Origin of the sequence: Variovorax paradoxus, assembly GCF_030815975.1 — a bacterium.
GTDB lineage: Bacteria > Pseudomonadota > Gammaproteobacteria > Burkholderiales > Burkholderiaceae_C > Variovorax > Variovorax paradoxus_N.
This window is the reverse complement of record NZ_JAUSXL010000002.1, coordinates 123,074-142,917: the sequence shown is the minus strand read 5'-3', so window position 1 is coordinate 142,917 and position 19,844 is coordinate 123,074. Positions and strand designations below refer to the sequence as shown.

The 19,844-nt window shown below is 67.1% G+C and carries 19 protein-coding genes and 1 pseudogene; 8 read left to right on the top strand and 12 right to left on the bottom strand.

What is annotated here, in order from left to right; genetic code table 11:
• Positions 1-3 precede the first annotated feature (3 nt).
• Positions 4-1,707 carry a tannase/feruloyl esterase family alpha/beta hydrolase gene (locus tag QFZ47_RS04425; protein ID WP_307654492.1) on the top strand — a complete coding sequence of 568 codons (1,704 nt, stop codon included), beginning with the start codon at positions 4-6 and terminating at the stop codon, positions 1,705-1,707.
• Here QFZ47_RS04425 and QFZ47_RS04420 read toward each other — a convergent pair.
• The 3 genes and pseudogenes from QFZ47_RS04420 to QFZ47_RS04410 form a co-directional block, all read right to left on the bottom strand.
• On the bottom strand, positions 1,704-2,381 hold the full coding sequence (locus QFZ47_RS04420) for a DsbA family protein (protein WP_307658882.1): 678 nt from the start codon (positions 2,379-2,381) through the stop codon (positions 1,704-1,706). The two genes, QFZ47_RS04425 and QFZ47_RS04420, sit on opposite strands and share 4 nt — an antisense overlap.
• A 44-nt stretch (positions 2,382-2,425) precedes the next feature.
• Positions 2,426-3,319 (bottom strand): annotated as a pseudogene (locus QFZ47_RS04415) (MBL fold metallo-hydrolase); the annotation flags it as partial.
• A gap of 122 nt (positions 3,320-3,441) precedes the next feature.
• Positions 3,442-4,359 carry a LysR family transcriptional regulator gene (locus QFZ47_RS04410; RefSeq protein ID WP_307654491.1) on the bottom strand — a complete coding sequence of 306 codons (918 nt, stop codon included), beginning with the start codon at positions 4,357-4,359 and terminating at the stop codon, positions 3,442-3,444.
• A 99-nt stretch (positions 4,360-4,458) separates the two neighbouring features.
• Between QFZ47_RS04410 and QFZ47_RS04405 the strand changes: the two genes are divergently transcribed.
• From QFZ47_RS04405 to QFZ47_RS04395, 3 genes are read left to right on the top strand one after another with little or no spacing between them, the layout of a single operon-like run.
• A complete protein-coding gene (locus QFZ47_RS04405; RefSeq protein WP_307654490.1) occupies positions 4,459-5,406 on the top strand; it encodes a hydroxymethylglutaryl-CoA lyase in 948 nt (315 codons plus the stop codon).
• On the top strand, positions 5,403-6,608 hold the full coding sequence (locus QFZ47_RS04400; RefSeq protein WP_307654489.1) for a CaiB/BaiF CoA transferase family protein: 1,206 nt from the start codon (positions 5,403-5,405) through the stop codon (positions 6,606-6,608). The genes QFZ47_RS04405 and QFZ47_RS04400 overlap by 4 nt, the downstream gene beginning before the upstream one ends.
• Before the next feature lie 35 nt (positions 6,609-6,643).
• Positions 6,644-7,630 (top strand): tripartite tricarboxylate transporter substrate binding protein, encoded by a 987-nt coding sequence (locus QFZ47_RS04395; RefSeq protein WP_307654488.1) that lies wholly within the window; start codon positions 6,644-6,646, stop codon positions 7,628-7,630.
• Between the two features lie 10 nt (positions 7,631-7,640).
• On the opposite strand, the gene sugE is transcribed toward QFZ47_RS04395, so the two are convergent.
• The 4 genes from sugE to rpoD form a co-directional block, all read right to left on the bottom strand.
• Entirely contained in the window at positions 7,641-7,961 is a 321-nt protein-coding gene (sugE, locus tag QFZ47_RS04390) for a quaternary ammonium compound efflux SMR transporter SugE (protein WP_307654487.1), read from the bottom strand.
• A gap of 18 nt (positions 7,962-7,979) precedes the next feature.
• Positions 7,980-9,110, bottom strand: a complete 1,131-nt coding sequence (locus QFZ47_RS04385) for an HPP family protein (RefSeq protein ID WP_307654486.1) — start codon at positions 9,108-9,110, stop codon at positions 7,980-7,982.
• Between the two features lie 13 nt (positions 9,111-9,123).
• Positions 9,124-10,359, bottom strand: coding sequence for a multidrug effflux MFS transporter (locus QFZ47_RS04380; RefSeq protein WP_307654485.1), 1,236 nt, complete (start codon positions 10,357-10,359; stop codon positions 9,124-9,126).
• 100 nt (positions 10,360-10,459) lie between these two features.
• A complete protein-coding gene (gene rpoD / locus QFZ47_RS04375) occupies positions 10,460-12,727 on the bottom strand; it encodes an RNA polymerase sigma factor RpoD (protein ID WP_307654484.1) in 2,268 nt (755 codons plus the stop codon).
• Between rpoD and QFZ47_RS04370 the strand changes: the two genes are divergently transcribed.
• Positions 12,642-13,214: a hypothetical protein gene (locus tag QFZ47_RS04370; RefSeq protein ID WP_307659043.1), complete on the top strand. Its 573-nt coding sequence runs from the start codon at positions 12,642-12,644 to the stop codon at positions 13,212-13,214. The two genes, rpoD and QFZ47_RS04370, sit on opposite strands and share 86 nt — an antisense overlap.
• Here the strand turns inward: QFZ47_RS04370 and dnaG are convergent.
• Positions 13,142-15,121 carry a DNA primase gene (gene dnaG, locus QFZ47_RS04365; RefSeq protein WP_307654483.1) on the bottom strand — a complete coding sequence of 660 codons (1,980 nt, stop codon included), beginning with the start codon at positions 15,119-15,121 and terminating at the stop codon, positions 13,142-13,144. The two genes, QFZ47_RS04370 and dnaG, sit on opposite strands and share 73 nt — an antisense overlap.
• 82 nt (positions 15,122-15,203) lie before the next feature.
• Between dnaG and QFZ47_RS04360 the strand changes: the two genes are divergently transcribed.
• Positions 15,204-16,145, top strand: a complete 942-nt coding sequence (locus QFZ47_RS04360) for a YihY/virulence factor BrkB family protein (RefSeq protein WP_307654482.1) — start codon at positions 15,204-15,206, stop codon at positions 16,143-16,145.
• On the opposite strand, the gene QFZ47_RS04355 is transcribed toward QFZ47_RS04360, so the two are convergent.
• Together QFZ47_RS04355 and QFZ47_RS04350 are read right to left on the bottom strand one after the other, a co-directional pair.
• On the bottom strand, positions 16,093-16,851 hold the full coding sequence (locus QFZ47_RS04355) for a 3-hydroxyacyl-CoA dehydrogenase (protein WP_307654481.1): 759 nt from the start codon (positions 16,849-16,851) through the stop codon (positions 16,093-16,095). The two genes, QFZ47_RS04360 and QFZ47_RS04355, sit on opposite strands and share 53 nt — an antisense overlap.
• A gap of 127 nt (positions 16,852-16,978) precedes the next feature.
• Entirely contained in the window at positions 16,979-17,530 is a 552-nt protein-coding gene (locus QFZ47_RS04350) for a phasin family protein (RefSeq protein WP_307658881.1), read from the bottom strand.
• Between the two features lie 178 nt (positions 17,531-17,708).
• Between QFZ47_RS04350 and QFZ47_RS04345 the strand changes: the two genes are divergently transcribed.
• Together QFZ47_RS04345 and QFZ47_RS04340 are read left to right on the top strand one after the other, a co-directional pair.
• Positions 17,709-18,635 (top strand): histone deacetylase family protein, encoded by a 927-nt coding sequence (locus QFZ47_RS04345; RefSeq protein WP_307654480.1) that lies wholly within the window; start codon positions 17,709-17,711, stop codon positions 18,633-18,635.
• Positions 18,632-19,075, top strand: coding sequence for an acyl-CoA thioesterase (locus tag QFZ47_RS04340; RefSeq protein WP_307654479.1), 444 nt, complete (start codon positions 18,632-18,634; stop codon positions 19,073-19,075). Before QFZ47_RS04345 ends, QFZ47_RS04340 begins: the two co-directional genes overlap by 4 nt.
• Before the next feature lie 61 nt (positions 19,076-19,136).
• Here QFZ47_RS04340 and QFZ47_RS04335 read toward each other — a convergent pair whose 3' ends face one another.
• Positions 19,137-19,559, bottom strand: coding sequence for a hypothetical protein (locus QFZ47_RS04335; RefSeq protein ID WP_307654478.1), 423 nt, complete (start codon positions 19,557-19,559; stop codon positions 19,137-19,139).
• A gap of 38 nt (positions 19,560-19,597) precedes the next feature.
• The gene (locus QFZ47_RS04330) at positions 19,598-19,831 is read right to left on the bottom strand and encodes a CsbD family protein (RefSeq protein ID WP_307654477.1); all 234 of its coding nucleotides are present in this window, start codon (positions 19,829-19,831) and stop codon (positions 19,598-19,600) included.
• Positions 19,832-19,844 lie beyond the last annotated feature (13 nt).

Below are 19,844 nucleotides of genomic sequence, written 5' to 3'. Positions count from 1 at the left end.
CAGATGGCGTTCCCGAAAACCATGTCTTGCGGGGGCGCCATGTTGGCGGCCGCTGCATTGCTCGCCGCTTGCGGCACCACCGGCCCGAAGAACCTGAGCCTCGGCGCCAATCCTGCGGCGGTCTGTACGGCGCTTGCTGGCGTGCCGATCGCACCCGCAGCCATCGGCCTGCCGAGCGGCGCGGCGACGATCGATTCCGCGACCCTCGTGCCCGCGTCGGCACTCGCGGTGGCCGAGCGTGGTCCCAGTCCTGCGGCACGCATCACGCCGGCCACGCCCGCGCATTGCCGGCTGCTGGGCCGCATCGCGCCGCTCGATGCCAAGGCGCCACCGATCCTGTTCCAGGTCAACCTGCCGCTCGCATGGAATGGGCGCAGCGTGCAGTACGGCGGCGGCGGTTTCAACGGCACGCTGATCACCGGCCTCGCGCTGGTGCCGGCCGCGCGCTTCGACCAGCCCACGCCGCTGGCGCAGGGCTACGTGACCTACGGCACCGACTCGGGCCACCAGAACGTCGCGGGCCAGCCGCCGCAGGCCTTTGCGCTCAACGACGAGGCACTGGCCAACTTCGCCCATGCCTCCTACAAGAAGGTGCGCGACGTGGCGGTGGCGCTGATGCAGCGCGCCTACGGGCAGGCGCCGCAAAAGCTCTACTTCATGGGCAGCTCCGAAGGCGGGCGCGAGGCATTGACGATGGCGCAGCGCTATCCGCAAGACTTCGACGGTATCTTCAGCCGCGTGCCGGTCATCAACTGGACCGGGCTTCAGCACGCCGGCACGCGCAACGGCATTGCCACCTTCGGCGAAGGGTGGCTGCGGCCCGCGCAGGTGCAGCTGGTGCACAACGCCGTGCTTGCATCGTGCGACGCCGCGGATGGCGCGGCGGATCGCATCGTGTCGAACCCGGTGGCATGCCTGCAGCGCTTCGATCCGGCGAGCCTGCGCTGCGCCGCGGGAACGAGCGGCGACAACTGCCTCAACGATGCACAGGTGCAGGCGGTGCGCACGCTGCGTTCGCCATGGCGCTCGCCCGTGCCGCTGGCCCATGGCGTCACCGAATACCCGGGCTGGGGCATCGGCGGAGAAGCGACGCCGGCCTTCGCGTCGATGGGAGGCTGGAACGCGTGGTGGACCGGCACTGCCGCACCGACCGTGCCGCCGCAGCCAAGCAACGGCATCGCATGGTTCTACGGCAGCGGGGCGCTGCAGTATTTCTATGCGCGCAATCCGTCGATCGACGTGCGCAACTACCGTGCCGAAGACTTTGCGGCGCGCATCGCCACCGTGTCGCAGCTGATGGACTCGACCAACCCCGACCTGAGCGCCTTCAACGCGCGCGGCGGCAAGCTGCTGATGCTGGAGCACATGGCCGACTACGCGCAGAGCCCGTTTGCAGGCATCCGCTATTACGAATCGGTCGTCGCACGCATGGGCCGCGGCAACGTGGACCGCTTCATGCGCCTCTACACCGCGCCCGGCGTCGACCATGTGGGCAGCGGGGCGCCGGCCAATGTCGACATGCTCGGCGCGCTGGCCGATTGGGTCGAGCGCGGCCGTGCGCCGGGCGCACTGCAACTGGCCGAGCAGGAAGTGCAGCCGCCGTTCAGGGTCGTGCGTGCGCGCCCGCTGTGCGAGTGGCCGCTGTGGCCGCGCCATGTAAGCGGCGACGCTTCGCAGGCGGGCAGCTTCCAGTGCACCAGCCCCTAGATTGCGCAGCCGTCCGGGCCGCACGCGGCGGGGGCGGCGTCCCTCGCCGTCGCGGGCTGCGGCGGCGCGATGAGCGCGGTGAGCTGCGCCTTCCACTCGTCGGCACGTCCGAGCCAGGGGCCGATGTCGATGCGGCTCGCAGTGCCGCCGGCCTGCGCCAGCACGAAGGTCGGAAAGCCCTGGCCGCCCGCGCGCTGCAGCAACTGCCGGCTCGCGGCAATGTGCTCCGAGGTCGCCTCGCCGGACAGGCGCGCGAATGCCGATCCGAAGGCTTCGGCATCGAAACCGAGTTCGATGGCCACGGCACCGAGCACCTCCGCATCGGCAACGCGCCGGCCTTCGACATAGTGCGCGCGCTGCAGCCGATGGATCATGTCGAGGCCGCCACCGGCGCGCAGCGCCTCGGCCGCGAGCGCCGCGGTGGTCGGCGGCTCGGAGTCCATCACGGCACCGGTGTCGCGCAGCAGGCCCTCGAAGTACGCCTCCCCGAAGGGCTGGCCGGTGAGTTCGGCGATGCGCCGGTCGTGCGGCATCACGTAGTCGCGCCACTGCGGCGTGATCGCGCGGCGGTTGGCGCCGGTCATCATGCCGCCGCCGTGGAACTCGACCTGCAGGCCCGGCACGCTGCGCGCCGCATCGACCAGCGGTGCGGCGGCATAGCACCAGCCGCACATCGGATCGAAGATGTAGTGCAGCGTCGTGGTGGTGTCTTTCACTGCGGCCACTTCATTTCTCCCTTGATGACCTTGGCGCTCAGTTCGAGCGACGAGTCGTGTGCCAGCTTCGGGTAGCGTTTCTTCATGGCGGCGATGAGCGCGGCCGAGTCCTTGGCCTTGGCGGCTTCGGTTTCGAAGGCCTGCAGATAGCTGCGCGTGAACTTCACCGAGGCCACCGAGTAGGGCGCCGTGCCATCGGCGTTCGGCTCGAAATGGCCGGGCACCACGGTCTTGGGGTGCAGCGCCTCGATGCGTCCCAGCGTCTTGATCCAGTCGCGGCGCGATTCGGGCGTTTGCGTATCGGCCACCCACACATGGATGTTGGCCGACACCGGGATGCCGCCGACCACGGCCTTGAGCGAGGGAATCCATGCAAAGCTGCGTTCGGGCGTGGGACCGTCGAGGCCGACGACCTGGATCTTGCGGCCTTCGAGCGTGATGCTGTCGCCCGCGAGCGGCTCGGGCACCACCAGTGCCTTGGGCGCGTTGTCCTTCAGGATCGGTCCCCAGTGCGCGAGCTTGCCGTCCTTCGAGGCCTGGATGGCGGCCACGGTCTGCGGCGTGGCGACGATCTTCGCGTCGGGGAACGCAGCCTGGATCACGTCGAGGCCGAAGTAGTAGTCGGGGTCGCTGTGGCTGATGTAGACCGTGGTCAGCTTCTTGCCGCTGGCCTTGATCTTCTGCACCAGCGCCTCGGCGTCGTTGCGCTGGAACTGCGCGTCGATCAGCACGGCATCGGTCTGGCCCGTGACGAGTTCGGACGACACCGGGAACATCGACTTGGCGCCGGGGTTGTACACGTCGAGCTTGAGGGGCTCCGCGGCGTGGGCTGCAAAAGCGGCGAGGGACAAGGTCGCGGAAAGGGCGGCAGCGGAGAGAAGGGTTCTGCGGAACATTCGAGGTCTTTCGGTGAAGTGGCGTTGGCGGGACGGCAACGCGGACAATTCGAATGCTAGGCTTCAAGAATAGAAACAAAAATCCTGATTTCGCCAATGAATAGTTTCTGATTTCGGTCGAATCACGCGGCAGCTGGGCGGTCCGTCGCGCACCGTTCGAGGTGCGCCACCAGCAGCTGCGCCGCCAGCGACAGCGTTGCCTCGCCGCGAAAGCAGATCGCGAAGCGCCGGCGCGCCCAGGCATCGGTGAGCGGCATCAGCCGGAGGCCGTAGGTGTCGGTGAAGGGCTGCGCCACTTCGGCCGGCACCACGCTGATCGCGAGCCCGGCGCGCACCACGCGCAGGGCGGCGTCGAAGTTGCTCACCAGCACGCGGTACACCAGCGGCTTGCCCGCCACCGCCGCTTCCCGGGCGAGCATCAGCTGGACGGCGCTCAATGCGGGCATGCCGACGAACTCGTGGTCGAGCACCTGTTCGAATCGCACGTCGCCATGGCGCGCCACCGGGTGCGACGGGTGCGCCACGATGGCCAGGTGATCGGTGCGGTAGCTGCGCCGCTCCAGCCCGTCGAGGTCGGCGGCATCCCAGCACAGGCCGATGGAGGCGCTGCCCTCGCGGATGCCGCGCACGATCTCGGGGCTGACACGCTCTTCCATGTCGACCCGGATATCGCGGTGCGCGGGATTCTTCAGGAAATCGGCCACGTCCTCGGCCAGCGATTCGGCCATGACGGAGGCCGACGCGAGGATGCGCACATGCCCGCGCGCGCCGCCCGCGTAGGCGGCCATGTCGCGCTCGATGCGGTGGGCGCTGCTGAGCATCGCGCGCGCGTGTTCGAGCAGCGTCTCGCCGGCCGGCGTGGGCACCACGCCGCGGCGCTTGCGCAGCAGCAGCGGCGTGCCCACGGTGTCCTCGAGCTGGGCCAGCCGCTTGCTGATGGCCGAGCCGACGATGCTGGCCTGTTCCCCGGCGCGCGCGATGCTGCGGGTTTCGCAGACGGAAACGAAAAGCCGCAGCGTGGTCAGGTCGAGGTCTCTCATGGTGTTCCATTCTGGAAGCAAAGGACTTCCAAAATATACCTTCTGGATCGAACCGGAACTTCTAATATCAACGCCGTACCCTCACGACGGAGACAAGTTTTGATTCACGCCTTCCTGCCGCCACGCGCGGTCGTCCGCGAAGTGGGGCTGCGCGACGGCCTCCAGAGCATCGCCAGAACCCTGTCCACCGCGCACAAGCTCGAATGGATCCGCGCTGCGCACGCGGCGGGCCAGCGCGAGATCGAGGTCGGCTCCTTCGTGCCCGCGCGCCTGCTGCCGCAACTCGCCGACACGGCCGAACTGCTGGCGTACGCGAAGACGCTGCCCGGGCTTTCCGCCTCGGTTCTGGTGCCCAACCTGAAGGGCGCGGAGCGCGCCATCGACGGCGGGGCCGACCTCATGGTCGTGCCGCTGTCGGCCAGCCATGCCCACAGCCTTGCCAACCTGCGCAAGGCGCCCGACGAGGTGGTGGCCGAGGTCGGCCGCATCCGCGCGGCGCGCGATGCGGCGGGCTCGAAGACGGTGATCGAGGGCGGCGTCGGCACCGCGTTCGGCTGCACGATCCAGGGCCATGTGGCGCCCGACGAGGTGCTGCGGCTGATGCAGGCGCTGCTCGATGCGGGCGCCGACCGCGTGAGCCTGGCGGATACCGTCGGCTATGCCGATCCCGCGATGGTCCGCAGCCTGTTCGAGCGTGCGCTGCGCATCGCCGGCGACCGGCTCTGGTGCGGCCATTTCCACGACACGCGCGGCCTCGGGCTCGCGAACGCCTATGCCGCGCTGGAAGTGGGCATCGCGCGCTTCGACGCCTGCCTGGCCGGCATCGGCGGCTGCCCGCACGCGCCCGGCGCCAGCGGCAACGTCGACACCGAAGACCTCGTCTTCATGCTCGAGAGCATGGGCGTGGCCACCGGCGTCGACCTGCCGAAATTGCTCGAGCTTCGCAAGCGCGTGGCCGGCTGGCTCGAAGGCGAAACGCTGCAGGGCACGGTGTGGCGCGCGGGCTTTCCGAAGACTTTCGCGGCGACCGCGGGAGCAACGGCATGAGCGCGGCGGCCCAAGAAAAACGCCTGCCGCTCGCCGGCATCCGCGTGGTCGAGTTCACGCACATGGTCATGGGCCCGACCTGCGGCATGGTGCTGGCCGACCTGGGCGCGGAGGTCATCAAGGTCGAGCCCATCGACGGCGACCGCACGCGGCACCTGCTGGGCGCGGGGGCCGGCTTCTTCCCGATGTTCAACCGCAACAAGAAGAGCATCGCGCTCGACCTGCGCCATCCCCAAGGGCTCGAAGCGGCGCTGCGCCTGTGCGCCACCGCCGACGTGGTGGCGCAGAACTTCAGGCCCGGCACCATGGACAAGTACGGCCTCGGCTACGCCGCGCTCGGCAAGCTCAATCCGCGGCTGGTGTACGTCAACCACACGGGCTTCCTGCCCGGCCCCTACGAGCACCGCACCGCGCTCGATGAAGTGGTGCAGATGATGGGCGGCCTGGCCTACATGACGGGCCGTCCCGGCGACCCGCTGCGCGCGGGCACCAGCGTGAACGACATCATGGGCGGCATGTTCGGCGCCATCGGCGCGATGGCCGCGCTGATGCAGCGCGCAGAAACCGGCAAGGGCCAGGAAGTGCAGTCCGCGCTGTTCGAGAACAACGTGTTCCTGGTCGGCCAGCACATGCTGCAGTACGCGATCACGGGCCAGGCCGCGGCCCCGATGCCCGAGCGCATCTCGGCCTGGGCGCTGTACGACGTGTTCACCGTGAAGGACGGCGAGCAGATCTTTTTGGCCGCGGTGAGCGACGCGCAATGGACCGTGTTCTGCGATGCGCTCGGCTTCGACGACCTGAAGGCCGATCCCGCCCTGCGCACCAACAACGACAGGGTCCGCCTGCGGCCCGCGCTGCTGGCCGATCTGCGCAAGCGCCTGGCCGACCGCCCGGCCGCCGAACTGTCGGCGATCTTCGAGGCGCGGGGCCTGCCTTTCGCGCCCATCACGCGGCCCGAAGACCTCTATGAAGATCCGCACCTGAAGGCGACCGGTGGCCTCGCCGACATCCGCTTGCCCGACGGCGAACGCGCCGGGCAGATGGCGCAGACGACCCTGTTCCCGATCACGCTCGACGGCGAGCGCCTGGGCGTGCGCCTCGATCCACCGACACTCGGCGAGCACACGCGCGAGCTGCTGGCCGAGCTCGGCTATGCAGAAGCGCAGGTGGCGGCGATGCAGGCCGAATCGGCTGTGGCCTGAAGGCCTTTTCCAGAACCACAAAGAGAGACAAGACCATGCACACGATGCTTTTCCCGATGACCCGCCGCGCCGTCCTGGGCTTGGGCGCCTCCGCCGCCGCAGTGGCGGCATGCCCCGCGCTCGCGCAGGGCTCCGACAAGCCCATCCGCTTCATCCTGCCGATCAGCGCCGGCTCGGGCGTGGACGCCATCGTGCGCGCGGCTTCGGTCGCGCTCGGCAAGGCCTTCGGCCAGCCGGTGGTGATCGAGAACTTGCCCGGCGCGGGTGGTATCACCGGCACCTCGGTGGTGGCCAAGGCCGCGCCCGACGGGCTCACGCTCGGCATGGTGTCGAACAACCACGTGATCAATCCGGCGGTGTACAAGAAGATGCCGTTCGATGCCATCAACGACGTGACGCCGATCAGCGTGGTGGGCGCGACGCCGCTGGTGCTGGTGGTCAACCCCAAGCTGCCCGCAAAGAACGTCAAGGAACTGGTGGCGCTGTTGCGCGCCAAGCCCGAGGGTTACAACTACGCCTCGTCGGGCAACGGCACCATCATTCACCTGGCCGGCGAGATGTTCATGGACGAGGCCGGCGTGAAGGCGCGGCACATTCCCTACAAGGGCACCGGCCCGATGGTCACCGACATGATCGCGGGCCAGGTCGAGATGGGCGTGGTGGCGCTGCCCGCGGTGCAGCCGCACCTCAAGAGTGGCGCGCTGCGCGCCATCGGCCTGTGCGGCCCGGCGCGCTCGCCGGCTGCGCCCGACATTCCCACCATCGCGGAGCAGGGCCTGCCCAACTATGCCGTCGAGGGCTGGTTCGCGGTGATCGGCCCGCCGAAGATGCAGGCCGCCGACGTCCAGCGCGTGCACGACGCCGTGGCCGCGGCCTTCACGAGCGCCGAGGTGCGCGAGGCCATGGACAAGCAGGGCAACATCATCAAGCCCACCTCGCCCGAGCAGGCCGCGAGCTATTTCCGCAGCGAGGCGGCGCGCTATGCGGCGCTGGTGAAGAAGGCGAACGTCGTGCTGGAGTGAAGCGCGGATTTCAGGCTGGGCTCGTGAGTTTGAGCCCGAGGATGCCCGCGACGATCAGGCCCACGCAGGCCAGCCGCGCCGCGTTCGCCGGCTCCTGGAACAGCACGATGCCCAGCACCACCGTGCCCACGGCGCCGATGCCGGTCCACACCGCATAGGCCGTGCCCACGGGCAGCGAGCGCATCGCCCAGCCCAGCAGCACCACGCTGAGCACCATCGAGATCGCGGTGCCGACCGAAGGCCAGAATCTGGTGAATCCTTCGGTGTACTTGAGCCCGATGGCCCAGCCCATTTCGAGCAGGCCCGCCACCAGCAAAACGATCCACGCCATGCGCGCTCCTTGAGGGTTTCAGTTCTCCGGCCGCACGGCACGGTAGAGGGCGCGCACGAAATCCGACTGCGTGATCATGCCGGTGAGCCGCTTTTCATGGTCGATGATGGGGATATGGTGGTGGCCGCCTTCGGAAAACAGCGGCACCAGGTCGACCACCGGGCGGTCTGCACTGGCCACGCGCACCTGCCGCGTCATGATCTGGCCCACCACCTCGGGCTTGTTCGACACCACGGTGCGCGTGGCGCGGATCAGGTCGCGCAGCTTGCCGGCAATGCCTTCGTGGTGCTCCAGATCGAGCAGGCGAAAGAAGTCGGCCTGCGTCACGATGCCGACCACGCGCCGCGTGCGGTCGGTCACCGGCAGTGCCTTGATGCGGCGCTGGTTCATCAGCATCCAGGCCTCCTGCAGCGGCGTGCCGAACTCCACCGACACCGGGCCGGGCGACATGATGTCGCCGCAGTTCAGCGTGCCGAGCCGCCGCTTGTACGACTCGAGCTCGGTCTGCTGGATCAGCGCTTCGAGATCGTCGCGGCTGATGTCCAGCACCTGGTTGTAGCGCGACAGCACCGCGTCGACGTCGGCCTGGCTGAAGCGTGCATCGGCGCGCGGCGGCTGCGCCACCTGCACGTGCGGATAGCGCCGCCCGGTGAGCGTGTTGTAGGCCACGCCGGCCAGCACCAGCAGCAGCGAGTTGGTGAAGAACGGAAAGAGCGCCGAAGAGAAGTGCGTCGTGTGCGTGAGCACCGCGAGCAGCGCCGCCGCACCGCCTGGCGGATGCAGGCAGCGCGCGAAGAACATCACGCCGATGGCGGCGGCCACCGCCACGGAGGCGCTCAGCGCGGGGTCGGGAATCCAGCTCACGCTGGCAATGCCGACCATCGCCGACAGCGTGTTGCCGCCGATCACCGACCAGGGCTGCGCCAGCGGACTCGCGGGCACCGCGAACACCAGCACGGCGCTGGCCCCCAGCGGTGCGATCAGCCAGACGCTGCTGCCCAGCGGCTCGGCCAGCCAGCGGCACAGCACGGCCGTGATCAACAGGCCGATGGCGGCGCCGCAGACCGCGCGCAGCCTTTCGCGCATGTCGACGGTGGTGCGGCCTGGCAGCCAGGCGCGCGCGTGGGTCAGGAGCGGGGAAAGCTGCATCGAATCGCTTCTTTCAGATGTCGTTGGCTAGGGTGCGGCCGATGTCGGGCCAGCGGCCGTGCAGCCAGACCCAGGCCACCAGGCCGATGCCGAGCATCGCCGTGGAGGTGAGTGCGAGGGCGAGGGTGGAATGCATCACCAGCGGCGCGATGGCGCCGGCCACCACCCCGTTGGCCGTCGAGCCGATCACGGCCTGCAGCGAAGAGGCCATGCCGCGCCGCTCAGGGTGCAGGTCGAGCACCAGCAGCGTGACCACCGGCACCATCAGCGCCCAGCCGAAGGCGAACACCGCGAGCGGCCAGAGCGCCCAGGCCACGTGCGCGTCGAAGAAGCTGTTGGCAACCACGTTGACCACCGAGGTGACCAGCATGATCAGGAAGCCGTCGCGGATCTGCCGCTTGGGCGTCACCTTGCCGGCCATGCGGCCGCTCGCGCGCGCACCCAGCATGATGCCGCCGATGGTCAGCAGGAAGAACCAGAAGAACTGCTGCGGCTGCAGCGAGAGGTGGTCGCCCAGGAAGGCGGGCGCGGCCAGCACATAGAGGAACATGCCGTTGAACGGAACGCCGCTCGCGAGCGCGAGCAGCAGAAAACGCGGGTCGGAGCACAGGTCCCAGTAGCCGCGCATCAGGTGCCGCCCATGGAAGGACTGGCGGTGCGAGGGATGCAGCGTCTCGGGCAGCAGCTTGTAGTTGGCCGCAAACAGCACCACGCCGACCGCCACCAGGAACCAGAACACCGCGTGCCAGCCCGCATGCACGAACAGGAAGCCGCCGATGATCGGCGCAATGGCCGGCGCCACGCCGAAATAGATGGTGACCTGGCTCATCACCCGCTGCGCCTCGGCGGGCGGGAACATGTCGCGGATCACCGCGCGCGAAACCACGATGCCCGCGCCGGTCGAAAGCCCCTGCAGCCCGCGGAACAGCACCAGCTGCGCGATGGTCTGCGACAGCGCGCAGCCCAGAGAAGCGATGGTGAATACCGCCAGGCCCCACAGCACCACGGGCCGGCGGCCGAAGCTGTCCGACAGGGCGCCATGGAACAGGTTCATGAACGCAAAGCCGAACAGGTAGGCCGAAAGCGTCTGCTGCATTTCGGCCGGCGTGGCGCCGATGGAATGCGCAATGCCCGAGAAGGCCGGAATGTACGTGTCGATGGAGAACGGGCCCAGCATGCCCAGTACCGCGAGCAGCACGGCCAGTGCCCAGCGCGGGGCCTGCCAGAGTTTGTCTGCATCGGGATTCATGGCGATGGCTCCATTCTTCTTGTTTGCGTTGCACAAAAGAGAGCGCCCGCCGCCCGTATGACGGGGCGCTGCGGGCGCTTGTGGCTTCAGGGAACCCGGATTACAGAGTATCGATGAAGCTGCGCAGTTTGTCCGAGCGCGACGGATGCTTGAGCTTGCGCAGCGCCTTCGCCTCGATCTGGCGGATGCGCTCGCGCGTCACGTCGAACTGCTTGCCGACTTCTTCGAGCGTGTGGTCCGTCGACATCTCGATGCCGAAGCGCATGCGCAGCACCTTGGCTTCGCGCGGCGTGAGCGAGTCGAGGATGTCCTTGACCACGTCGCGCAGGCCGGCCTGCATGGCGGCCTCGATGGGCGCCGTGTTGCTGCTGTCCTCGATGAAGTCGCCCAGGTGCGAATCGTCGTCGTCGCCGATGGGGGTTTCCATCGAGATCGGCTCCTTCGCGATCTTCATGATCTTGCGGATCTTGTCTTCCGGAATCTCCATCTTCGCGGCCAGGATGCTGGCGTCGGGCTCGAAGCCGAACTCCTGCAGATGCTGGCGCGAGATGCGGTTCATCTTGTTGATCGTCTCGATCATGTGCACCGGGATGCGGATGGTTCGAGCCTGATCCGCGATGGACCGGGTGATCGCCTGGCGGATCCACCACGTGGCGTAGGTCGAGAACTTGTAGCCGCGGCGGTATTCGAACTTGTCGACCGCCTTCATCAGGCCGATGTTGCCTTCCTGGATCAGGTCCAGGAACTGCAGGCCGCGGTTGGTGTACTTCTTGGCGATGGAGATCACGAGGCGCAGGTTGGCCTCGATCATTTCCTTCTTGGCGTCGCGCGAAGACGATTCGCCTTCGTTCATGCGCTTGTTGATGTCCTTGAGCTGGGTCAGCGGCACCACCACGCGCGACTGGATGTCGGCGAGCTTCTGCTGCAGTTCCTGCACCGGCGGAATGTTGCGCGCGAGCACGGCGCTCCAGGGCTTGCCGGCGGCAGCCTGCTTCTCGACCCACTTCTGGTTCAGCAGGTTCGAGGCCACGCGGTGGCCGTTCTTGTCGTAGCCCGAGAAGTCGCGGATGAACTCGTCCTGCGGAAAGCCGCACTTGTCCACGATGATGCGGCGCAGCTCGCGCTCCTTCTTGCGCACGTCGTCCACCTGCGTGCGAACCAGGTCGCACAGCTTCTCGATGGTCTTGGCCGTGAAGCGGATGGTCATGAGCTCTTCCGACAGGGCCTGCTGGGCCTTCTCGTAGGCCGGCGTGCCGTAGCCTTCCTTGTCGTAGATCTTGTGGACCTTCTCGAACATCGAGGCAATGCGGTCGAAGCGCTCGAGCGCATCGCGCTTGAGTTCCTCGAGCTTCTTGGTGAGGGCCTTGGAGCCGCCCTTGCCGTCGTCGTCGTCTTCCTCGTCGAATTCGTCGAAGTCTTCCTCGGCCACGTAGTCGTCGGCTTCGTTGGGGTTCGAGAAGCCATCCACCACGGTGGAGATGACGACCTTGCCTTCACGGATGTCGGCGGCCAGGCGCAGGATTTCGGCGATGGTGGCGGGGGAGGCCGAGATGGCTTCCATCATGGCCATCAGGCCGCCTTCGATGCGCTTGGCGATTTCGATTTCGCCTTCGCGCGTGAGCAGCTCGACCGTGCCCATTTCGCGCATGTACATGCGCACCGGGTCGGTGGTGCGGCCGAATTCGCTGTCCACCGTGGACAGAGCCGCTTCGGCTTCTTCCTCGGCTTCTTCCACCGTGGTGGCGGTGGGGGCGGTGTTGTTCAGCAGCAGGGTCTCGGCGTCGGGCGTTTGCTCGTACACCGCCACGCCCATGTCGTTGAGCATGGTGACCACGACTTCCATGGTCTCGGCGTCGACCAGCTTGTCGGGCAGGTGGTCGGAGATTTCGCCGTGCGTGAGGTAGCCGCGGGTCTTGCCGAGGGTGATCAGCGTCTTCAGGCGCGAGCGGCGCTTGGCCAGGTCTTCTTCGGAGAGCACGGTCTCGTCGAGGCCGAACTCCTTCATCAAGGCGCGTTCCTTCGCCTTGCTGATCTTCATGCGCAGCGGCTTGACCTTTTCTTCGGTGGTCGTGGCAACCGCCGGTTCGTCGCCGGCCAGGTCGTCCTCGATGTCCGACAGGTCGACGTCGCTTTCGGGCGCTTCGTTGCCGGCCTTGGGCTTGCGGCCGCGCTTGGCGCCGGTGGCGGGCGCGGCGGCGCCGGCGGCCTTGGGCGGGCGGCCTACTTTCTTGGCGGCAGGGGCGGCGGCAACCGCCTTGGCGGCAGCTTTTTTCGGATCGTCGATGGAGGTCGATTTCGTGGGCACGGTTTTCACTTTCGTTGCGGTTGCCGATCTGGAAGCGGCGGCATCCGACTTAGTTGCCGGCATAACGCCAGCTTTCAACGGTTTTTCTGCGACAGGCTTTCTGGCGGCGCTTTTGGCAAGTGAAACGGCAGGCTTCTTTGAACTGGGCATACGACCTCGTTACGGCAAGAATGAACAAGCGGAAATCACAGGCGCACCGCCCTTCGGGCAGCGCCACCAGAGCCCGTGCACAGGCACGGACAAGACACAACGCCCGCGCGCAGGCACGGACAGACAATTGGGAAAGAGGAAGAAATTCCTCGTCAGGCAAGATGTCGGGCGAACATTTGGTGTGCAGTCCTTGCGGTTATTGACCCTTTCCGCCGGATTCTTTCCGTTGGAGTGCGTTGCGCTGGGGGTCGGCCCGGAGGTGCTGCTGTCGCTCTTGCCTAATTTCGCCAGTTGCGAAGCCTTACATTATAGCCTATTTCGCAAATATCAAGCAGTTTCTGCACCGCGCGGGTTCAATCGGTTGCGCAATTCGAGCCGCCGGGCCTCCAGCGCCTTGTAGCGCTCCAGCGCCTTGGGGTCCTTTCCGACGGCGGCAATGGCTTCGCTTTGCTGGGCTTTCAGGCGGTCGTCGAGCATGAAGTCGAGCACGCTCGCGAGTTCCTTGGCGGCATCGGCGAGGTGCTGATCTTCCTCGCCCTCGGGCACCGGCGCGGTATCGGCGACGTTCATGAGCCGCTCGGCCAAAGCTTCGAAATCGAGCCCGCGCATGCCTTCGCGAAGTGCCGCCCACGGCTGCACGCCGTGCTCGTGCAACTGGCTGTCGAGCCAGGTGAAAAGCGCCCCGTGCGGGCCCGGCAGATCGCACAGCATCAGGTGCAACTCGTGCGACAGCGCATCCCACTGCGCCATGTTCGACAGCAGCAGCCGCGCCGCCACGTCCGGCCGGCTCGGCGGCTTGCCCCGGCCGCGCAATGGCTCGATCGGCGCCTCGAACTTGCCGCTCCAGCGCTTGCCCTTGGTGAATTTGCGCGGATTGCTATCGCTTTCATAGCGCGGCGGCGCGTATTCGGCCGGCGGCGGCATGTCCGGGTAGTCGCTCTCGTGGCCCGGCTCGCCATGGCGCTGGCCTGGTGCCGCGGCCGGCTTGCGCGGGCCGGGAGTGGAGGCCCAGAGTTCGGAGAGCGCCGCCGCGTCGAGCTGCACCAGCGTGGCAATCTCGCTCAGCAGCTGGCGCTTAAGCGCGCCGTCGGGCATCGCGCTCCAGAGCGGGCGCACGTTGCTCGTCATGTGCGCGCGGCCTTCGGCGGTGCCCAGGTCGCAGCCTTCGCGCGCGGCCTCGAGCATGAAGCGCGACAACGGCGTGGCTTCCTGAATGAAGCGCGCGAATGCCTCGGCGCCGAATTCGCGGATGAAGCTGTCGGGGTCGTGCTCGGCCGGCAGGAACAGGAACTTGATGCTGCGCACGTCGGTGGCGTAGGGCAGGGCGCCGTCGAGCGCCTTGCGAGCGGCGCGGCGGCCGGCCGCATCGCCGTCGAAGCTGAACACCACCGATTCGGTGAACCGGAAGAGTTTTTGCACATGCTCCGTGGTGCAGGCCGTGCCGAGCGTGGCCACGGCATTCGGAAAGCCGAGCTGGGCCAGGGCGACCACGTCCATGTAGCCTTCGGTCACCAGCGCGAAGCCGCGTTCGCGGAAGGCGGCGCGCGCCTCGTACAGGCCGTAGAGCTCGCGGCCCTTGCTGAACACCGGCGTTTCGGGCGAGTTCAGGTACTTGGGCTTTTCGTCGCCGAGCACCCGGCCGCCGAAGCCGATGCATTCGCCCTTCACGTTGCGGATGGGGAACATCACGCGGTCGCGGAAGCGGTCGTAGCGCTTGGCGTCTTCGGCGCCGTCTTCGGTGTTGACGATCACCAGGCCGCTTTCGGCCAGCAGCGGGTCGTCGTAGTCGGGAAACACGCTCGCAAGCGCGCGCCAGCCGGCCGGCGCGTAGCCGATGCCGAACTGCTTGGCCACTTCACCCGAGACGCCGCGGCCCTTGAGGTATTCGATGGCGCCCGGCGCCTGCCGCAGGGCCTTGCGGTAGGCCTCGCCGGCTTTTTCGAGCACGTCGCTCAGCGTGGCCTGCTTCTGGCGCTGGTTGGCGGCGCGGGCGCGTTCGGCGGGGGAAGCGTCGTCCTCGGGCACCTGCAGGCCGTATTGGCCGGCCAGGTCGTGCACCGCCTCGACAAAACCCATGCCCGCATGCTCCATGAGAAAGCCGATGGCGTTGCCATGGACCCCGCAGCCGAAGCAGTGATAGAACTGCTTGGTGGGGCTGACCGAGAAGGAGGGCGACTTTTCGCCGTGGAACGGGCACAGGCCCATGAAGTTGGCGCCGGCCTTCCTGAGCTGCACATAGCGCCCGACGATTTCCACCACGTCGGCGCGCGCGATGAGTTCCTGGATGAAAGAAGCGGGGATGGTCATGTAGGCGAAGAGCGGCAAATCATACGCAAGCGTTCGAACGCCCGTGCGCGGACGCCATACTGCCCGCAGCTGGAATCCACGGATGACGACGCCCAACCCATTGCACCACGCCGCGCCGCTGTTGCGCCATCCCTTGCGATTCGCCTGGGATGCGCTCAAGGCTTTCCGCGCCAACCAGGGGCTGCTGCTCGCGGGCGCCGTGGCCTACTACGCCCTGCTTTCCATCGTGCCGCTCCTGATCGTGAGCGTGATCGCGATGTCGCACCTGATCGAGCAGGCCGAGCTGCTGCGCACCATCGGCCGGTACCTCGAATGGCTGTTGCCGGGGCAGTCGAAGGCGATCGTGGCGGAGCTGTCGAACTTTCTCCAGCATCGCGACGTGATGGGGCCGGTGCTGTTCGTGACCATGATCTTCTTCAGCTCGCTGGCCTTCAGCGTGCTCGAAAGCGCCATGGCGGTGATCTTCCATCACCGCAAGGCCGACCACCGGCGCCATTTCCTGGTTTCGGCGCTCATGCCCTATCTCTACATCCTGTTCCTGTGCGTGGGCCTGCTTCTGGTCACGCTGGTGTCGGGCGCGCTGCAGCTGGTGGGCCAGGAAAGCGTCGACCTGCTGGGCCGCAGATGGTCGCTGTCGGGGGTGTCGGGCCTGCTCCTCTACTTGCTGGGGCTGGGCGGCGAGATCTTCATGCTGACCTCGCTCTACCTGGTGATGCCGGCCGGCCGGATGTCGCTGCGCCATGCGCTGCTCGGGGGCGTGACGGCCGCGCTGCTGTGGGAGGCCACGCGGCGCGTGCTGATCTGGTACTTCTCGACGCTGTCGCAGGTCAACGTGGTCTACGGCTCGCTCACCACGGCCATCGTGGTGCTGCTGAGCCTGGAGATTGCCGCCACGCTCGTGCTGCTGGGGGCCCAGGTCATCGCCCAGTACGAGCGGCTGGACCGCACCGGCAGCACGGCGGTGCCGCCGCTCACCGGGGCGGAAGCCGAATCGCTCCGTCGAGACGAATCACCTCGCCGTTGAGCATGTCGTTCTCGATGATGTGCTTGGCGAGCTTGGCGTAGTCCTCGGGCGTGCCCAGGCGGGAGGGGAAGGGAACGCTGGCCGCCAGCGCGTCCTGCACCTCTTGGGGCATGCCGAAGAGCATGGGCGTGCCGAAGATGCCGGGCGCGATGGTCATGTTGCGGATGCCGTTGCGCGCCAGGTCGCGCGCAATGGGCAGCGTCATGCCGACCACGCCGCCCTTGGAGGCGCTGTAGGCGGCCTGGCCGATCTGGCCGTCGTAGGCCGCCACCGAAGCGGTCGAGATCAGCACGCCGCGCTCGCCCGTGGCTTCGGGCTCGTTCCTGCTCATGGCATCGGCCGCGAGGCGGATCATGTTGAAGCTGCCGATCAGGTTGACCGTGACGGTCTTGCTGAACACGGCGAGTGCGTGCGGGCCGTTCTTGCCCACGGTCTTCTCGGCCGGCGCGATGCCCGCGCAGTTGACCAGGCCCACCAGCTTGCCGAGCTTCTGCGCCGCGGCAACGGCGGCCTGGCCGTCGGCCTCCTGGCTCACGTCGCATTTGACGAACACGCCGCCGATGTCGCGCGCGACGGCTTCACCCTTGTCGGCCTGCATGTCGGCGATCACCACCTTGGCGCCGTTCGCAGCCAGCATGCGCACTGTGCCTTCGCCGAGGCCCGAAGCGCCACCGGTCACGATAAAAACCTTGCCGTCGATCTGCATGGAGAGTCTCCTGAAATGAGACCGGCATTATCGAAGACGGCTGCAGGATAAAAAAAAGCCCCGTCCGAAGACGAGGCTTGAATTGGATCCGTGAGGACCCAAGGAGACAACTGGTTTGGCCGGCGGCTCAGCGCTTGCGCGAGGTGGTCGCGGTCTTGGCGGCGGCGACGGCTTGCGTCGACACGGCGTTGAAGTTGGCTTCGGCAACATCCGACGCTTGCTTGACGGCCTTCTGGACCGATTCGAAAGCGTTGTTGGCGGCAGCCACGGCGCTCTTCAGCACGGCAACGGCGGTTTCCGAACCGGCGGGTGCGTTCTTGGAAGCGCTGTCGACCAGGCCGACGAAGTTTTGCTGGGCTTCAGCGGCCTTGGCTTCGAAAGCCTTGGTGAACTCGGCGCCGGTGCCCTGGGCGATGTCATACAGATGACGGCTGTAGGCAGCGGTCTTTTCGGCCAGGGGCTGGAACAGGCTGGCTTGCAGCGTCAGCAGTTCTTGCGCGTCCTTGACGTTCAGCGCAGCTTGGGCGGTGCCGGCGGCTTCGGCCAGGGCAGCCTTGGAAGCGGTCACGTTGAGTTCGACGAGCTTCTCGACGCCTTCGAAGGCCTTGGTGGTCAGGCCGAACAGGGTTTCGAGGTTGGCTTTTTGGGCGGCGAGGATTTGGTCAGCGGTCAGGGCCATTTGGGATCTCCAGAAGGAAAGGGTGGTCGGTTCACGTTGCGCTGCCTCGTCGTTTATGTTGCGGTGCAGCATGGCCTCAAGTATAGGCAGCACAGCTTTGCGATCAAGGGGGTTTTGCTGCTTTGCAGCAATTTAGAACACACTTTCTAAATTCGCTCCGGCATCCAGAATGCAGGCCATGCGCGCGTTCTATTCCGGCCAGTTCGTACTGCCCCTGCCACCGGGCCATCGCTTCCCCATGTCCCGCTATGCCTTGCTGCGCGACCGCCTGCTCGAGCACCTGCCGGCGGTGGACATGGACCAGGCCCCGCGTGCCACCGACGGCGAACTGGCGCTGGCCCACACCCCGCAATGGATCGCCGCCATCAGCGACGGCAGCGTGAGCGCGCAGGCCATGCGGGAGATCGGCTTTCCCTGGAGCGAGGCGATGGTCGAGCGTTCGCGCCGCTCCACCGGGGCGACCATTGCGGCCTGCCGCGCGGCATTCGCCGGCGGCGTGGCGGCCAACATGGCGGGCGGCACGCACCACGCCTATGCCGACAAGGGCGGCGGATTCTGCGTCTTCAACGACGCCGCGGTGGCCGCGCGGCTGATGCAGGCGGAGCACGGCCGCGGCGGCCGGCAGCTCAAGGTCGCGGTGATCGACCTCGACGTGCACCAGGGCAACGGCACGGCCAGCATCTTCCGCAGCGATCCGAGCGTCTTCACGCTGTCGCTGCACGGACAGAAGAACTTTCCGTTCCGCAAGGAGGCCAGCGACCTCGACGTCGAGCTGCCCGACGGCTGCGGCGATGCCGACTACCTCAGCGCGCTGGAGCAGGCGCTCGACGAGCTGGAACGGCGCTTCTCGCCCGGCCTGGTGATCTACCTGGCGGGTGCCGACCCCTTCGAGCGCGACCGGCTCGGCCGGCTCAAGCTGACGTTCGACGGCCTGGAGGCGCGCGACCGCCGGGTGTTCGACTGGGCCTGGCAGCGCCGCGTTCCGCTGGCCTTCGCGATGGCCGGAGGCTACGCCAGCGACATCGCCGAGACGGTGCAGGTGCAGCTGGGCACTTTCAGGGTGGCGTTCGACTACTGGCGCCGCTGGCAGAATGCCGCGCGATGAGCTCCGACTCCAAACCCGCGCCGCATTCCCGAAGCAGCTACCGCGCCTTTCGCAGCATTCCCACGCGCTGGGCCGACAACGACATGTACGGCCATGTCAACAACGTCGTCTACTACAGCTGGTTCGACACCGCGGTGAATGCGCTGCTGATCGAACGCGGCGCGCTCGACATCCACCAGGGGCAGACCATCGGCTTCGTGGTCGAGACGCAGTGCAACTACTTCGCCCCGATCGCCTTTCCCCAGACCGTGGAGGCTGGCATCCGGGTGGCCCAGGCCGGCCGCTCGAGCGTGCGCTACGAGATCGCGCTCTTTGCGCAGGGCACGGAAACCGCGGCTGCCCAGGGCCACTTCGTGCACGTGTATGTGGACCGGGCGACGCAGCGGCCGGTGCCCCTGCCCGAGGAGCTGCAGCGCGTGGTCGATTCGCTGAAGGCCTGATCCCCCAAGAAAAAGCGCCCGGGGAGGGCGCTTTTTTTTTGCCGCGCGGATCGGGCCGCGCTTACATGGCCGTCTTCGTCTTCGTCTTTTTCATGGCCTTGATGTCGGCCTTGCCCTGGGCCTCGTCGGCCTTGGCCTGCTTCACGCAGGCGGCCTTGGCATCGCCGGACTGATCGTCGCATTTTTCCTTGGCGACTTCGTACGTCGCCTTGACCTTCTCCTCGGCCAGCTTGCGGGCATGGGCGTCGCTCGGCTTGTACTGCTGTTCGAGCTCGGCCTTCGCCACGTTTTCCGTGCCCTTGGCTTCCTTCTGGCAGACGTCCTTCGCGTTGTCCTTCATCGCATCGCACTGGGCCTTGGCGGACTTGTAGTCGGCTTCGACCTTTTCCTTGGCTGCCTTGTATTCGTCCTTGGTCATGGCACCGGCTTGGGTGGCCATGAAGCAGGTGGACGCAAGAGCGAGCATGAGCAAGTGTTTTTTCATGATGTTCTTTCTTTGCTGTTCAGAGAGGAATCGGGAGATCAGTACTTCTCGTACCAGAGGGCCTCGGGCGTGCGGCCGTCGCGGGTTTCCCAGTCCCGGACCTGCTTTTCGGCCTCGTCGCGGCTGATGCCGTGGCGCTCCTGGATGCGGCCCAGCAGCTGGTCGCGCTTGCCGGCGATCACGTCGAAGTCATCGTCGGTCAACTTGCCCCATTGCTCCTTGACCTTGCCCTTGAGCTGTTTCCAGTTGCCTTCGATGGTGTCCTTGTTCATGCGAATCTCCTTG

Bases quoted from the DNA above. Each gene is read 5' to 3' on its own strand.
- QFZ47_RS04425 (WP_307654492.1), top strand. From the start codon at position 4: ATGGCGTTCCCGAAAACCATGTCTTGCGGGGGCGCCATGTTGGCGGCC.
- QFZ47_RS04420 (WP_307658882.1), bottom strand. From the start codon at position 2,381: ATGTGCGGCTGGTGCTATGCCGCCGCACCGCTGGTCGATGCGGCGCGC.
- QFZ47_RS04410 (WP_307654491.1), bottom strand. From the start codon at position 4,359: ATGAGAGACCTCGACCTGACCACGCTGCGGCTTTTCGTTTCCGTCTGC.
- QFZ47_RS04400 (WP_307654489.1), top strand. From the start codon at position 5,403: ATGAGCGCGGCGGCCCAAGAAAAACGCCTGCCGCTCGCCGGCATCCGC.
- QFZ47_RS04395 (WP_307654488.1), top strand. From the start codon at position 6,644: ATGCACACGATGCTTTTCCCGATGACCCGCCGCGCCGTCCTGGGCTTG.
- sugE (WP_307654487.1), bottom strand. From the start codon at position 7,961: ATGGCGTGGATCGTTTTGCTGGTGGCGGGCCTGCTCGAAATGGGCTGG.
- QFZ47_RS04385 (WP_307654486.1), bottom strand. From the start codon at position 9,110: ATGCAGCTTTCCCCGCTCCTGACCCACGCGCGCGCCTGGCTGCCAGGC.
- QFZ47_RS04380 (WP_307654485.1), bottom strand. From the start codon at position 10,359: ATGAATCCCGATGCAGACAAACTCTGGCAGGCCCCGCGCTGGGCACTG.
- QFZ47_RS04370 (WP_307659043.1), top strand. From the start codon at position 12,642: ATGGAGGTCGATTTCGTGGGCACGGTTTTCACTTTCGTTGCGGTTGCC.
- rpoD (WP_307654484.1), bottom strand. From the start codon at position 12,727: ATGCCGGCAACTAAGTCGGATGCCGCCGCTTCCAGATCGGCAACCGCA.
- dnaG (WP_307654483.1), bottom strand. From the start codon at position 15,121: ATGACCATCCCCGCTTCTTTCATCCAGGAACTCATCGCGCGCGCCGAC.
- QFZ47_RS04360 (WP_307654482.1), top strand. From the start codon at position 15,204: ATGACGACGCCCAACCCATTGCACCACGCCGCGCCGCTGTTGCGCCAT.
- QFZ47_RS04355 (WP_307654481.1), bottom strand. From the start codon at position 16,851: ATGCAGATCGACGGCAAGGTTTTTATCGTGACCGGTGGCGCTTCGGGC.
- QFZ47_RS04350 (WP_307658881.1), bottom strand. From the start codon at position 17,530: ATGGCCCTGACCGCTGACCAAATCCTCGCCGCCCAAAAAGCCAACCTC.
- QFZ47_RS04345 (WP_307654480.1), top strand. From the start codon at position 17,709: ATGCGCGCGTTCTATTCCGGCCAGTTCGTACTGCCCCTGCCACCGGGC.
- QFZ47_RS04340 (WP_307654479.1), top strand. From the start codon at position 18,632: ATGAGCTCCGACTCCAAACCCGCGCCGCATTCCCGAAGCAGCTACCGC.
- QFZ47_RS04335 (WP_307654478.1), bottom strand. From the start codon at position 19,559: ATGAAAAAACACTTGCTCATGCTCGCTCTTGCGTCCACCTGCTTCATG.
- QFZ47_RS04330 (WP_307654477.1), bottom strand. From the start codon at position 19,831: ATGAACAAGGACACCATCGAAGGCAACTGGAAACAGCTCAAGGGCAAG.